Annotated in this window: 13 protein-coding genes; 5 read left to right on the forward strand and 8 right to left on the reverse strand. The window is 62.5% G+C overall.

Annotated features, from left to right (window positions below; translation table 11 throughout):
• Positions 1 to 21: 21 nt before the first annotated feature.
• The 4 genes from HT585_RS09120 to HT585_RS09135 form a co-directional block, all read right to left on the reverse strand.
• Positions 22 to 1,047 (reverse strand): ATP-binding cassette domain-containing protein, encoded by a 1,026-nt coding sequence (locus HT585_RS09120; RefSeq protein ID WP_176352607.1) that lies wholly within the window; start codon positions 1,045 to 1,047, stop codon positions 22 to 24.
• Positions 1,035 to 2,744 (reverse strand): ABC transporter permease, encoded by a 1,710-nt coding sequence (locus HT585_RS09125; RefSeq protein ID WP_343213949.1) that lies wholly within the window; start codon positions 2,742 to 2,744, stop codon positions 1,035 to 1,037. Before HT585_RS09125 ends, HT585_RS09120 begins: the two co-directional genes overlap by 13 nt.
• 71 nt (positions 2,745 to 2,815) lie before the next feature.
• Positions 2,816 to 3,796 (reverse strand): ABC transporter substrate-binding protein, encoded by a 981-nt coding sequence (locus tag HT585_RS09130; protein ID WP_176352609.1) that lies wholly within the window; start codon positions 3,794 to 3,796, stop codon positions 2,816 to 2,818.
• Between the two features lie 145 nt (positions 3,797 to 3,941).
• Entirely contained in the window at positions 3,942 to 4,874 is a 933-nt protein-coding gene (locus tag HT585_RS09135; protein WP_176352610.1) for a peptidoglycan-binding domain-containing protein, read from the reverse strand.
• A gap of 310 nt (positions 4,875 to 5,184) precedes the next feature.
• On the opposite strand from HT585_RS09135, the gene HT585_RS09140 reads away from it, so the two are divergent.
• Positions 5,185 to 5,652 (forward strand): carboxymuconolactone decarboxylase family protein, encoded by a 468-nt coding sequence (locus HT585_RS09140; RefSeq protein WP_176352611.1) that lies wholly within the window; start codon positions 5,185 to 5,187, stop codon positions 5,650 to 5,652.
• Positions 5,652 to 6,509, forward strand: a complete 858-nt coding sequence (locus HT585_RS09145) for a sigma-70 family RNA polymerase sigma factor (RefSeq protein ID WP_176352612.1) — start codon at positions 5,652 to 5,654, stop codon at positions 6,507 to 6,509. Before HT585_RS09140 ends, HT585_RS09145 begins: the two co-directional genes overlap by 1 nt.
• 91 nt (positions 6,510 to 6,600) lie before the next feature.
• Here HT585_RS09145 and HT585_RS09150 read toward each other — a convergent pair whose 3' ends face one another.
• Together HT585_RS09150 and HT585_RS09155 are read right to left on the reverse strand one after the other, a co-directional pair.
• A complete protein-coding gene (locus HT585_RS09150; RefSeq protein ID WP_343213950.1) occupies positions 6,601 to 7,182 on the reverse strand; it encodes a hypothetical protein in 582 nt (193 codons plus the stop codon).
• Positions 7,183 to 7,392: 210 nt separating this feature from the next.
• Positions 7,393 to 8,025, reverse strand: coding sequence for a dihydrofolate reductase family protein (locus HT585_RS09155; RefSeq protein WP_176352613.1), 633 nt, complete (start codon positions 8,023 to 8,025; stop codon positions 7,393 to 7,395).
• Positions 8,026 to 8,244: 219 nt separating this feature from the next.
• Between HT585_RS09155 and HT585_RS09160 the strand changes: the two genes are divergently transcribed.
• From HT585_RS09160 to HT585_RS09170, 3 genes are read left to right on the forward strand one after another with little or no spacing between them, the layout of a single operon-like run.
• Complete coding sequence (locus tag HT585_RS09160) at positions 8,245 to 8,730, forward strand: MarR family winged helix-turn-helix transcriptional regulator (protein WP_176352614.1); 486 nt, start codon at positions 8,245 to 8,247, stop codon at positions 8,728 to 8,730.
• Positions 8,720 to 9,481, forward strand: a complete 762-nt coding sequence (locus HT585_RS09165) for a class I SAM-dependent methyltransferase (protein WP_176352615.1) — start codon at positions 8,720 to 8,722, stop codon at positions 9,479 to 9,481. The genes HT585_RS09160 and HT585_RS09165 overlap by 11 nt, the downstream gene beginning before the upstream one ends.
• Positions 9,478 to 9,921: a thioesterase family protein gene (locus HT585_RS09170; RefSeq protein ID WP_176352616.1), complete on the forward strand. Its 444-nt coding sequence runs from the start codon at positions 9,478 to 9,480 to the stop codon at positions 9,919 to 9,921. The genes HT585_RS09165 and HT585_RS09170 overlap by 4 nt, the downstream gene beginning before the upstream one ends.
• A gap of 129 nt (positions 9,922 to 10,050) precedes the next feature.
• On the opposite strand, the gene HT585_RS09175 is transcribed toward HT585_RS09170, so the two are convergent.
• Both HT585_RS09175 and HT585_RS09180 read right to left on the reverse strand, forming a co-directional pair.
• The gene (locus HT585_RS09175) at positions 10,051 to 11,589 is read right to left on the reverse strand and encodes a M81 family metallopeptidase (protein ID WP_176352617.1); all 1,539 of its coding nucleotides are present in this window, start codon (positions 11,587 to 11,589) and stop codon (positions 10,051 to 10,053) included.
• A 453-nt stretch (positions 11,590 to 12,042) separates the two neighbouring features.
• Positions 12,043 to 12,837, reverse strand: a complete 795-nt coding sequence (locus tag HT585_RS09180) for a transporter substrate-binding domain-containing protein (protein WP_246707610.1) — start codon at positions 12,835 to 12,837, stop codon at positions 12,043 to 12,045.
• Positions 12,838 to 12,852: the final 15 nt, after the last annotated feature.

A 12,852-nucleotide genomic window follows, 5' to 3' on the forward strand; every position in this document is an offset into this window, starting at 1 on the left:
GCGGCTGTCTGCCCCACTCCCTCACAACCGCCAGCCGCTGCTAATCGAAAAATTAGCCTTCTGCCCAACGGGGATGGCCCTATCGCCATAGGCCTTCAGCGCCTGGCTATCCGGCAGCACCAGTGTTAGCGCAAAGCGTTCACCCTCATAGACGCAGGCCTTGACTTCGAGCGGAATACCCTCGGCATCCAGGCGCACATGCTCGGGCCGCACCAACACATCGCGGCGAAGGCCGTCACCCGCGGAGCCGATCGCGTCTCGAAGCCGCGGCCAGCCGAGCGCCCGCGGCGCATGCTCGGCCACGGGCAGCTTCAGGATCGAGCCGCGGCCAATCAGGCCGCCGACGACAGCGCCTTCCGGCCGGGCATAGATTTCCGCCGGCGGCGCCATCTGTACCAGCCGTCCCTCCGACATCACGGCGACATCGGTCGCCAGCGCCATCGCTTCCGACTGGTCGTGCGTCACATAGATCATCGTCGCACCGGAGCGTTCGTGGAAGATGCGGAAGGTCTCCTCCATCGACTTGCGCAGGTGCTGGTCGAGATTGGCGAGCGGCTCGTCGAGCAGCACCACGTCGGGTGACGTCACCAGGCAGCGCGCCAGCGCCACCCGCTGCCGCTGCCCGCCGGAAAGCGCTGCCGGCCGGCGCTCGGCGTAATCGGTGAGTTTCACCAGCGCCAGCGCCTCGCCCACCTTCCGCCGCCAGGTCTCGCCCGAAATGCCGCGCACCTTCAGGGGATAGCCGACATTTTCCGCCACCGTCATGTGCGGCCAGAGCGCGTAGGACTGGAACACCATCGCCATGTTGCGCTTTTCCGGCGGCAGCGCCCGTGCGGCATCCGATAGCCGGCGCTCGCCATAGTCGATCGAGCCGTCCGTCGGCTGCTCGAAGCCGGCGATCATGCGAAGCACCGTGGTCTTGCCGCAGCCCGACGGCCCCAGCAGCGCCAGAAATCCGCCTTCGCGCACCGTCAGCGAAACGTCGGAGACGGCAGGACGGCCACCGCCGAAATCCTTGGTCAGGTGATTGAGGATCAGTTGCGCCACGGCAGCACGCCTTCCGGTAGATAATTTGCAAGGGTTTCGAGCGCCGCCATCAGCGCCATCACCATGACGACGACCAGCACCGAAAGCGCCGAGGCGAGATCGGACGAGCCGCTGTCGTCGAGATTGAAGATCGCCACCCCCAGCGTCTGCGTGCCCGCCGACCAGAGCAGCGCCGAGACCGTCAGCTCGTTGGTGGCAATCAGGAAGACGAGGATGATCGAAGCGCCCGCGGCCGGCGCCACCAGCGGCAGGATCACGTCGCGCATCCGCCGGAAGAATCCGGCGCCCGACAGCCTTGCCGCCTCCTCCAGTGATGGGTCCATCTGCAGGAAAGCGCTCATCACAGGCTTCAGGTTAACGGCGAGAAACGAGGAGAAATAGGCGATCAGGATGATCCAGATGGTGCCGTAGAGCGAGACGTTGAGGATCGGCAGCGGCGCGGCGAAAGTGAGGATGAAGGCGACCGCCAGCACAATGCCGGGCAGCGCATAGGGAATCTCGATCAGGATCCCGAGCGTATTGGCAAGCACGCCCTTACGCCGGTTCATGAGATAGGCCGCCGGCAGGGCAACGACCAGCAACCCGAGGGCGGCCGAACTCGCCAGGAACAGCGAATTGGTAAAGGCGCTCAGCGTCATCGTCTGGCGAAAGAGGATTTCTTCGTAAGCGCGCAGCGACATCGTCTGCCAATTGAGCGGCACGCCATAGGCCGGCACCAGCGAACTGGCGATGAGTGCTGCAAGCGGCGCCACCAGCACCAGAAACAGGATCGCCGCCAGGCCAAGTTCGACAGCCACACGAAACCGCCCGAGCGAAAAGGCGGCATTGGCCCCGGAAAGACCTATGATGCGGTAGTCCCGCCCGGAAAGCGCCCGCTGCTGCAGGATCAGCCCGGCGGCGGCAATCGCGGCGATCAGGCTCGAAAGCAACGCGATCTCGCCGAAGGTGCCCGAGCCGAAGCTTGCGAGCCGCGTATAGATCAGCGTCGGCAGCACCGAGATCCCGGCGGGAATGCCGAGGATTGCCGGAATGCCGAAATTGCCGACGCCGGAGACGAAGGCGATCGCCGCACCCGCGATCAGCCCGGGGGCGGCCAGTGGTGCGACGATATCGAGAAAGACGCGAAACGGCGACGCGCCGGAGAGCCTTGCCGCCTCCACGCCGTCGCGCGGTGAGGCTGCGAGCCCCGCCTTCAGCGCCAGGAACACCAGCGGCGCGTGCTGCACGCCGAGAAGCACCGAGATGCCGAACAGCGAATAGAGCGGCTGCGGACTGCCGAGCGGCGGCGCGATGCCCAGCGTCTTCAGAAGTGGACTTGCCGGCCCTGTCATCTCCACCCAGGCAAGCGCCGTCACCTGCGGCGGGATCATCATCGGCAGCATGAAGGCGAAACTCAAGGTGAGCTTGCCCCTGATATCGGTCAGCGAAACGGAAAAGGCAAAGAGCGCGCCGATCACGACAGAGATCAGCATGCCGCCGGTCGCCGTCAGCAATGTGTTGCGGATGGCCGCATAGGTCGCGGGCTCGGTCAACACGCCGATCGAATTGCCGCTGACCAACCCCGCGAAGCCGGCTTTGACAAGGCTGATGAGCGGCAGCGCACAAAGGAGGAAAAGGCAGGCGAGCACGAAGGGCACGAGCCAACGCGGCTCGCCGGCCGGCGATGCACCCGGCTTCACGCGGCTGGTGCGAGCCACAGCCATATTCGAAAAACGCAGCCAGCGGGGCCGGCTGCGTTTGGTTTCACCCTGTTTCGACATTCAGGCGATCAATTCGTGCCGAAGATGCCGGAGAAGATCTTGAGGTCGGCGTCGGAGTTCTTCACCGCCGCGGCCGCATCGATCGGCAGCACCTTGATCGTCTCGCGCGACGGATAGCCCTCGGGCAGCGCCACGCCGTTGCGTGCCGGGATGTAGCCCATCTTCACCGCCGTCTTCTGCCCCTCTTCCGAAATCAGGAAGTCGACGAACTTCTTGGCGGCGTCGGGGTTCTTGGCTGTTTTCAGGATGCCGACCGGCTCGGTGACGGCGGAAACGCCCTCCGCCGGGAAGACGAACTCGACCGGCGCGCCCTTGGCCTTTTCGCGGATCGCCATGAAGTCGACGATCATGCCATAGGCCTTCTCGCCGGTGGCAACAGCCTTCAGCACGCCGCCATTGCCGCCGGCAGCCGTCGCGCCGTTTTCAGCCAGCGCCTTGTAATAATCCCACCCGAGGCCGTCGATGCCGGCGAGCGTCTGGGCGTGGATGAGGGCGGCACCCGAGGTCAGCGGGCTCGGCATCGTCACCAGGCCCTTGGCGTCGGCCTTCGCCAGATCCTGCCAGCCCGCAGGCTTCGCCGGGGCCGAGGTGTTGTAGATGATGCCTGTTGTGATCATCTTGGTGGAGTAATAGGCGCCGTCGGCGTCATAGAGTGCGGCGTCGTAGCTGGCCGCTTCCGGCGACTTGTAGGCAAGCAGTTGGCCGGCTTCCTTCAGCCGCTGCATCGTCACTGTGTCGGCAATGAGCAGCACGTCGGCAACCGGGTTGCCGGCTTCGATCTCGGCCATCAGCTTGGCCATCAGCTTCGTCGTGCCTTCGCGCACCCACTCCACCTCGACGCCGGGATTGGCCGCCTTGAAGGCATCGACCGTCGCCTGCGCATCCTCGTTCGGCTGGCTGGTATAGAGCACCAGGCTCTCGGCAAAGGCGGCGGTGGAAAGCAGCGAGGCGACAAGCGCACCGGCAACGACGGAAACAAACGATTTCATCGACATATCCTCGGTTCAAGATGGCGCCGAGGCTTAGTGCGGATGTTTTACAGCGGTGTGACAGATCGCCGGCTCTCGTGCCGGATCTGGTCGCCGGCACATCGACGTGCCGTCGTTGGCAGCGCGCTCAGTCGGGGTCGCACCCTCACGGAGGCGGTGCGGAAACGAGGATCTGGTGGTGAATATACACCTTGGCGAGGGTGTACAAAAATTCGCGATCGCTAAAATGGACGTAGTCGTATATTCGATATGCCCTGGCGAAATTCTCTGCCGCCTGCGTAGAAGTCGGCCCGAACTTGTTGTCTATCTCGCCTTGATAGTGGCCCAGCCTCTTCAGATAAGTCTGCACAAGCCGGACATCGCCGTTCTGGCAATACTTATCCAGTCTCAGAAATTCCTGCTCTATCGCTCTTGATAGATTATCCGTTTCGCGCTGACGATTGACGGACAGCGTGTAGCCAAAGTTCGCGGCCGCTATGAACGTGTTGATGGAATTCAGAATGAGATTGTAGTCCGTCGCCGCTGCGCCAACGGGCGTTATTGCCACATTCAGCGACAGCATCATCGAGGCAATCCTCGACCGCACGCGCAACGGACTGTTGAGTGAAACGTCCAGGACTTCGAAGACGCAGCCGTCGCCCGCATGGTCTCCAGACGGGTCAAGCAGGCGGGCAAGATAGTCCGCTTTAACGCCGACGATTGCACCGTTCTCGCCGAATTGCAGGCGCCCCTCCTCCTGGCCGCGCCCGCCGGCGAAGGCAGCCATTTCCGCCGCCTCCAATGCAAGCTCTCGGATGGCTGCGCCAATGCGGCGCATGAGGATCGCCGCGACAACTGTCTCCACGGCGGTCTTTTCAATGCCATGCACAGGGATGCCGACGTAGTCAATTTCCAGAAATAGATCACTGGCCCCAAAAGACACTTCGAGTTCCGAGCGCCGTTCACTGAGCATGCTTGGTGACTGGGCAGTCAAGGTGAAACGTCGGTCTTGAAACTTGCGCCAAATCGTTTCGAGGTCATCGATCGTTATCTCGAAGACAAATGGAATATCGAATGCAGCATTGATCTCCTCCGGCATGGGCTCCTCCCCAGAGCATGCAGTTGCTACCTGAAATAGATTGCCGCTTGAAAGACACACTCACACATCGCCCGCAGCAGGAACAGCTGTCTAAAGGGATTAGGCGCCCTCACCGCCAACGGCGACGCATCTTGAAGGTGACAAGGTCCGACATGTGCAGGCACATGAGCTACGCCCGCGGCAAGTCGGCCGAAAGCGATTGCCCGCTGAGGAAAGCCGGGCGTGCGGAAAAGAAAAAAATCGGCCCCCATGTCACACCGGCCGATCCTGTCTCGTCATGGTATCGGAACCAACAGAAGGAAATGGAACCATGACTGCCAAGATCGACCTTTTCGCCGCTGCCCCGCAACTGATGAAGAGCTGGACCAGCGTCTCGATGGCCATCGCCGCCAGCCTCGAGCCCGATCTCATCGAGCTCGTCAAGATCCGCGCATCGCAGATCAATGCCTGCGCCAACTGCATCAACATGCACACGCAGGAAGCCCGCGCCAAAGGCGAGACCGAACAGCGCATCTACCTGCTTTCGGCCTGGCGCGAAGCCCCTTGCTATTCCGAACGCGAGCGTGCAGCACTTGGCTGGACCGAGGCGCTCACGCGCCTGTCGGAAGGCCATTCCCACGAAAGCGCCCGTCAGGCGCTGGCCGAACAGTTCAGCGAGGAGGAACAGGTGAAGCTCACGCTCATGATCAACGTCATCAACGGCTGGAATCGCCTCGCCGTCGGCTTCGGCCTGTGGATCGAGCCGGCAGCAGCCAAGTCCGCGCAGGCGGCCGCCTGATGGCGGACAGCGCAAAGGAGGACGCAGCGGCGAGTTTCGCCCCGCTGCGTCCAAAGCTCATCCGCGTCGCCTATCGCATGCTCGGCTCCGTCACTGATGCCGAGGACATGGTGCAGGAGGCCTTCATCCGCTGGATGGGGGCCGACCGCTCGGCGGTGCGCGAGCCAGAAGCCTTCCTGCGCCGCACCGTCACGCGGCTCTGCCTCGACCAGCTGAAGTCGGCGCGGCTCAAGCGAGAGACCTATGTCGGCCCTTGGCTGCCCGACCCCATCGTCGAGGAAGAGCCGGAAGAGGACGTCACCCTGCCCCTGATGCTCGCCTTGGAGCGCCTGTCGCCGCTCGAGCGCGCCGCCTTTCTGCTGCATGACGTCTTTGGTCTCGGGTTCGAGGAAGTCGCCGCAACCATCGACCGCGATCCGGCCGCCTGCCGCCAACTCGCCGCCCGCGCCCGCACCCATGTGCGCGAGGGGCGACCCCGTTTCCAGGTCGAACAACAGCGCGGCGTCGAGCTGGCGCAAGCCTTCTTCACCGCCTCGCGCAGCGGGGACCTGAAGGCGCTCGGCGCCATGCTCGCCTCCGATGTCAGCATCCACGCCGACGGCGGCGGCAAGCGCTCGGCCGCCATGCACCCGATCCTCGGCTTCGACGCGGTCATCAAGGTGCACGAGCAACTGGCCGCCCTCTTCCGCAAGCACGGCTCGGATCTCGTGCGCGCCGGCTTCATCAACGGCCTGCCCGGCTTCGTCACCCGCGAGGCTGACGGTGAGTTGCAGTCGACGGCGCTCGAGATCGAGGACGGCAAGGTGGTGGCGATCTATATCGTGCGCAATCCCGACAAGCTGGGGCATCTGCATTAGGGCAATTCCAGCAAAAGTGCGGAACGGCTTGCAGCGCCCATTGTCAAGCGAGGGGCTTGATAGCTTGCGGCCATTGCGGTCATTAGAGTGCCTAATAAATCCGACGCAGACCTTCCGCATAAACACCCAAACTGGTGCCGCGACCGATGACGACGATGCGCTGGCCGGGTTCAAGTTCCCGCCTGAAATCCTCTGATACTCCACAAAGAGTGTCGAAGACGAGTGGAAGACCCTCGAGTTCAAGCGGCGAAGTGCATCTACTGATCCCGTCACTATCGGCGCGTGCGACGGTGAAAGTGAGCTCAACCTGGCGGCCCGCAACCAGCGCAAAAATCATCGGACCGGCGATGACAACGATGTTCTTTCCCACGAGGTAGCCGAAGATCGGAGCGAACACGGCACCGACAGCCATATTCATGTCACTGATTGGAACCATGCGCGCACCTTTTAGGAAGAGCCAAAGCACCAAGCCGGCTGAGACCAGGCCGGCCCCAAGTCCAGGCAAGCTTGTTGTAGACATCCACTCGCTCGACGGCAGGAAGTGATAGCCAACCACCATGGCGGACAGAGGCAACATCCCCAACAACGACCAGGCCAACAACAGTACCTTGGCCAGCGTGCCGAGCGGCTGCTCTACCAAATCCTCTTTTGATTCACCCATCAAATCATACACTGCATTTTCGACGGAGATCCCTCCTAACAACTCTTTCACACATTGAAAACATTAGCGCCACCGTGCAGCAACGCGATTTTTTGCCGCCGTGCCCATCCAGACATACTCGATAAACCTGCGACGTCGTGGCGACGTGGTCGATGTCGTGCGCAATCCCGACAAGCTGGGACATCTGCACTAGGAACCAGTCGCTCGCATGCACGGACGTGCTCAAGCCGGCCGATAAATCTGCGCCACCGCGCCCCCTGGAAAGGTTTTTGAGCTGACCAGCTTGAGACGCCTTTGCGCGGTGATTTCAGAGAAGATCGGCAAGCCCCTGCCAAGCACCACCGGATGCACGAGCAGGACGTATTGATCGACCAGCGCTTCCGCGACGAGACTGCGCGCGAAGGCGGCGCCGCCGTGGGCGAGGATCGGCTTGCCGTCCCCGGCTTTCAGCTTTGCGATCTCGTCGGCCAGGTCGCCGCTGGCAACATAGGCCTCGCTCCAGCTTTGCGCGCCCGGTTGCAGTTGTCCCGAGTGGCTGATGCCCGCGTCGGTCTGGGCATCTTCGAGCGCTCTGGTCGCTCCCGCCGCCTTCAGGATCGCCTGCCCCCGTCTTGAGAAAACAGCCTTGGGAATGAGGTTCATCGGCGGCGCGAAGGCCTGCGTGGAGGTGGGCCAAAAGGCCGCCATGTCCTTGAAGGTGCGGCTGCCCATGATGTGCAGACTGGCGTTTTCCACGGTCTCCACCGACCAGGCAATGGCCTCTTGATCGCCGCTGAACACCCATTCGATTTCACCCTTTGGGCCGCCGACAAAGCCATCGAGCGACATGGACATCTTCAGGATCAACTCTCTCATCGCGTTCTCCTCTCGCTGGTCCAACCCAAGGACGAACCAGATCAGTCAATCGCGACAATGCGCCGTCGCCACCGCCCCGAAAGACCACTCCGATCCACGGAGAAGTTACAGCGCCGCAGTGATCGTGCCGAGCGAGGGCGGCAGCCCGAACCAGACGATTCGGTCGGACCGCAAAACTTCGAGCTTGAATTTACATTAGTGCTAATGTAATTTGCAATCATGGACATCGAACACAAACCCGGCCTGGGCGAACTCCTGCGATATGTCGGCGAACTCGTCGATCAAGGTGCAGCCGAAAGGTACCGCGCGCTCCAGATGGATTATCGGCCGCGATACACACCCGTCCTGCGCGCGCTGGGCGCAGGGGCAGAAACCGTCACGGACATTACAAACAGCAGCAATCTCACCCAGGGCGCCATCAGCCAGACCGTGGGTTTGATGCTGAAGGATGGGCTGGTGGCTCGACATGCCGTCGACGACGGCAGAAAGAGCGGTCTACGCCTGACACAAAAAGGCAAGCAACTGCTGAAGACGCTGGAGCCGCACTGGGAGATCACGTTCGCCGCCATCCAGAAGCTTGAGGATGAGATCGGATATCCACTCCTCCAGGTCCTGGAGGCACTGAGTGCGGTATTGGAGCGACAGGGTTTCGCGGACCGCCTGGAAGCCGCCGCTAAAGATCGGGAGGTCACCGATGCGGGTTAAAGACACGGCCACGCAGAATTGGTTCGACAAGGGAGGCAGCGCCTATGCCTTGTTTCGGCCGGAATACCCGGCCGCGCTCTCCCGGTTCCTTGCGGACACGGTGCATCACAGGGGATGCGCGCTCGATGTCGGCTGTGGAAACGGCCAGCTTACCTGCCAGCTCGCAGAGCACTTCGCCAGAGTCGTCGGTGCCGATCCGAGCCGAGACCAGATTGCAAACGCCCATAGGCACGTAAACGTAGACTACATTTGCGCGCCCGCCGAACTGCTTCCCCTTCCCGACGACAGTGTCGACCTGGTGACCGCAGCCCAGGCCGCCCATTGGTTCGACCGCCCCTCCTTCTACAAGGAGGCATCCCGGATCGCCGCGAAGGGTGCAGTCATCGCGTTGGTTAGCTATGGAACAATGCGTCTAGCGCCCGCCGACCTTCAGGAGCGGTTCGACAGGTTCTATAAAGACGAGGTCGGGCCCTATTGGCCACCGGAGCGCAAGCTCGTGGATTCCGGCTATGCGGATATCGATTTCCCCTTCGAAGCGATGGACTATCCCGAAATGGCGATAGATCGAGCCTGGGAGCTTGGCGAGGTCCTTGGCTATATCTCGACCTGGTCCGCCGTGCGCCGCATCAACGAAGCCGGGCGCGAGGATATCCTCGAGGCCTTTGTTCACGACATCTCCGACCTGTGGGGAGACCCGACCAGAAAACGCCCGGTCTGGTGGCCGATCAACATGCGTGTGGGAAGACTATGAACCAATCCATTGCACCTCCTGTTCTCGCAGCCGGCCTGCGGCATACAGAGCATCTGAAGGTAGCACCGCTTCACACGGTGCCGGAAATCGATGACGCGTGGCCAGGATTTCGCGACATGCCACCCGTATTCGCCACCGCGATGATGATCGCCTTTATCGAGCAGACCTGCATCCAGGGTCTGCGCCCCTATCTCGGTGAGGCGCAAAGAACCGTTGGAACGCACGTCGATGTCAGCCACGTCGCGGCAACGCCTGTCGGCATGACGGTTACCGCCGACGTGGAGCTCATCGAGATAGCCGGCAAGTCCCTCCTCTTCGAGGTGACATGCCATGACGAAACAGGCCTGATCGGACAAGGTATCCATCGGCGCGCCATCGTCGACCTCGAGCGGTTCACGCAGCGTCTTGGCGAGAAATCCACTTTTCTGCATTACAGATAGCCACGCCAATGAACGCTGCCGGCGCGAAACGTGCGGTCGGCGCGATGGCTGATGGCTTCCTTGCCCGATGCTGAAGGCGTTGAGATGGCGTTACCCACGCTCAACGCAGGTCGCCAAACGATTGCCGTCTCAGACAAGCGCTCCCTGGCGAACGACCGCCGCCACAATCTCCTCCGCCCGATCCAGCGGATAGATCGGCCGGCGCACGCGTCGATACGTGCGCGCGCCGATATTGGCGGTGCTCAAGCCATCCGCATCGACCTCGATGATCTCGGACGCGATCGGGCCGAAGGCGGCGCGGAAATGCTGCTGCGACTTGACGACGACGATGTCGTAGTTCGCGGGCTCGATGCCGACGGCGCGAAAGAGGTTCTGGTCGAGAAGCTGCTGGCGCTCGCTCGAAATCAGGATGTCGATGCCTGAGACGCGGAAGCGCACGCTGGGCCCCAGCGACGCCGGCAGGCCCTGGAACATCGGTCCTTCGAAGATGATCCGCCCGTCGGAGATCGCCTGCACCGTGCCCTTGACGCGGATCGGCCCGCCGCCGACGGCGGGGTCGATCTTGCAGCCGAGCGTCACCTCGCGCTCGGCGCCGAGGCCCGCCTCGATCAGCTCGGCAACCACAGCCGGGTCGCACAGCGCCCCGAAGGCGGCATTGGTGACACCCGCCTGCAAGAGACCCGTAAGCAGGCAGGTGGAATCGCTATAGGCGCCGCAGCCGGGATTGTCGGAGAAATCGGCGATTACCAGCGGCCCGGGCTTGGGCTTGGCCGCCAAATGTTTCGCGATGGCGCCGGGCAGTGCCGTCAGCGGCAATTGCTCGTCCTGATGTTCGCGCCGCTGCCAGATCTCGTCGCAGAGCCGTTCCGCGTGCGCAATCGCCTCAGTGTCGGCCAGGCGCGCCTTGTCATAGCAGATCACCGCCGACGGGCCGGTGTTGTGGATGTCGGCGTCGTAGAAACCGGCATTGATGGAGGTCGCGAGGATACCGTCCTCGCGCGCGATCGCATCGGCGATATCCAGCAGCTCTGTCATGGCGCAGGCATGGGTCGTGCGCCCGTCGTTGCAGCCGTTGATCATCGGGGGCTGGCGAATGGCGATGGCGGGCGCGATCTCCTTGCGCATCGCCGCTTCCAGCAGAGCCCCGGCCTTCATCGCGCATTCCGCCATGTCGACATGCGGATAGGTGCGGAACGACACGGCAATATCAAGAAGGTCAGCCATGTCGGGCGCCGAATTGGCATGCAGGTCGAAAGTGGCGGCAATTGGCAGATCCGGACCGACTATCCCTCTCAGCACCTGAAGCAGCTGGATCTGCGCGTCGTCTGATGTCTCCGTGCACATGGCGCCGTGAAAGACGATGAAGACGCCGTCGAGTTTTTCCCCAACGAGCGCCGACGTCACGTCTTCGACGAACCGCAGGCGCGTCGCCTCGTCGATCCGGCCGCCGGGCTCGGCCCGCGCCGCCACCGTGTAGACCGGCTGCCAGCCGTAGCGGTCGCAACAGTCGATGAAGCCGCCGATTTCCGAATTGGTGCCGCGGCAATTGTCCTCGATCGCCGCACCTTTGAAATAGTGGCACATCTCGAAATCCTTGAAGCCGGTCTTCAGCTTCGAGAACGTGTTGGTTTCCTGGTTGAACTCGAGAACGGCGACCTTGAAGCTCATGGCATGCACTTTCATTCGGGGACTGGGAGAAGATCGAGGAAACGGGCGCCGGGGAAGCGCGAACACCCCGGCGCCGCGCCCGTCGCTTGTCGCGCCCTGCGTGAAACGCAGCGCGCGACAAGCGAATTTCTTGGAAGAGGCTTGCCCATCACAAGTTCCTTGTGTGGCTTGCCCCTCACCCTAGCCCTCTCCCCGCAGGCGGGGAGAGGGAACGAGATCCGCTACGAACCTATTCACCCTGCGCACGCATTCGCTGAGCGTGCGGCGGGGAGCCAGGCTGCCCCCCGTCACCTTGTCGAGATAGAGGCGACAACTGAGAGGGCCGGTGGTCGTTGGGAATACGAGCGGCTGCCGCGATGTCCCTTCTCCCCGCGCGCGGGGAGAAGGTGGCCGGCAGGCCGGATGAGGGGTTCCGATGAACCCGCAACGATCCTGGCCCTACCCCCTCGCTATCTACCGAAAATATTCGCTCGTGCTCTTCGGCCGCGCCATGATGTCGAAGTCGAAATACTGCTTGCGGATCTTGTCGTAGGTGCCGTTGGCCATGATCGCCTCCAGCCCGCCGTTCAGCTTGCCGAGCAGTTCTTCGTTGCCCTTGCGCACCGCCATGGCGTTGCCCTGCGCCGTATCGAGGATGAAACTGTCGCCGACGAAATCGCAGCAGCCGCTGTCATCCTTGGCCAGCCAGTCCGTCAGCGCCATCTGGCCCTCGAGGATCAGGTCGAGCCGACCGTTGGCCATGTCGAGAAAGACTTCGCTGAGCGTCGGGTAGAGCTTGACCTCGCTGTCGGGGAAGAACTCCTGCAGCGCTTCGACCGCCACCGAGCCGGACTGCGTGCCGATCACCTTGCCCTTCAGCGCTTCCGGCGAAACGTCGGTAAGCCCCAGGTCCTTGCGGGCGATGAAGCGCATGGCGTTGAAATAATAGGGCTTGGTGAAGTCCACTTCCTTCTTGCGGTCCTCGTTGATCGCCATCGAGGCAATCATTACGTCGAATTTCTTGGCTTGAAGTGCGGGAATGATGCCGGACCACTCGTTGGTGCTCCACACGCATTCCACCTTGATCTCGGCGCAGACCGCCTGGCCGATGTCGTAGTCGAAACCTTTGATTTCGCCGCTCGCCGTCACATAGTTGAAGGGCGCATAATCGCCTTCCGTGCCGATCGAAAGCTTGTCTGCCGCAAGGCTGGTGCCGGCCATCGCGCAGGCAAAGAAAAGTGCTGACGCACGCATGAACTTCTTTTGCATGTCGTTCCCTTTGTT

The organism is Ensifer oleiphilus (assembly GCF_013371465.1).
In the GTDB taxonomy this organism is placed as follows: domain Bacteria; phylum Pseudomonadota; class Alphaproteobacteria; order Rhizobiales; family Rhizobiaceae; genus Ensifer; species Ensifer oleiphilus.

Bases quoted from the DNA above. Each gene is read 5' to 3' on its own strand.
- HT585_RS09130 (WP_176352609.1), bottom strand. From the start codon at position 3,796: ATGAAATCGTTTGTTTCCGTCGTTGCCGGTGCGCTTGTCGCCTCGCTG.
- HT585_RS09160 (WP_176352614.1), top strand. From the start codon at position 8,245: ATGGACATCGAACACAAACCCGGCCTGGGCGAACTCCTGCGATATGTC.
- HT585_RS09155 (WP_176352613.1), bottom strand. From the start codon at position 8,025: ATGAGAGAGTTGATCCTGAAGATGTCCATGTCGCTCGATGGCTTTGTC.
- HT585_RS09180 (WP_246707610.1), bottom strand. From the start codon at position 12,837: ATGCAAAAGAAGTTCATGCGTGCGTCAGCACTTTTCTTTGCCTGCGCG.
- HT585_RS09175 (WP_176352617.1), bottom strand. From the start codon at position 11,589: ATGAGCTTCAAGGTCGCCGTTCTCGAGTTCAACCAGGAAACCAACACG.
- HT585_RS09135 (WP_176352610.1), bottom strand. From the start codon at position 4,874: ATGCCGGAGGAGATCAATGCTGCATTCGATATTCCATTTGTCTTCGAG.
- HT585_RS09140 (WP_176352611.1), top strand. From the start codon at position 5,185: ATGACTGCCAAGATCGACCTTTTCGCCGCTGCCCCGCAACTGATGAAG.
- HT585_RS09145 (WP_176352612.1), top strand. From the start codon at position 5,652: ATGGCGGACAGCGCAAAGGAGGACGCAGCGGCGAGTTTCGCCCCGCTG.
- HT585_RS09165 (WP_176352615.1), top strand. From the start codon at position 8,720: ATGCGGGTTAAAGACACGGCCACGCAGAATTGGTTCGACAAGGGAGGC.
- HT585_RS09170 (WP_176352616.1), top strand. From the start codon at position 9,478: ATGAACCAATCCATTGCACCTCCTGTTCTCGCAGCCGGCCTGCGGCAT.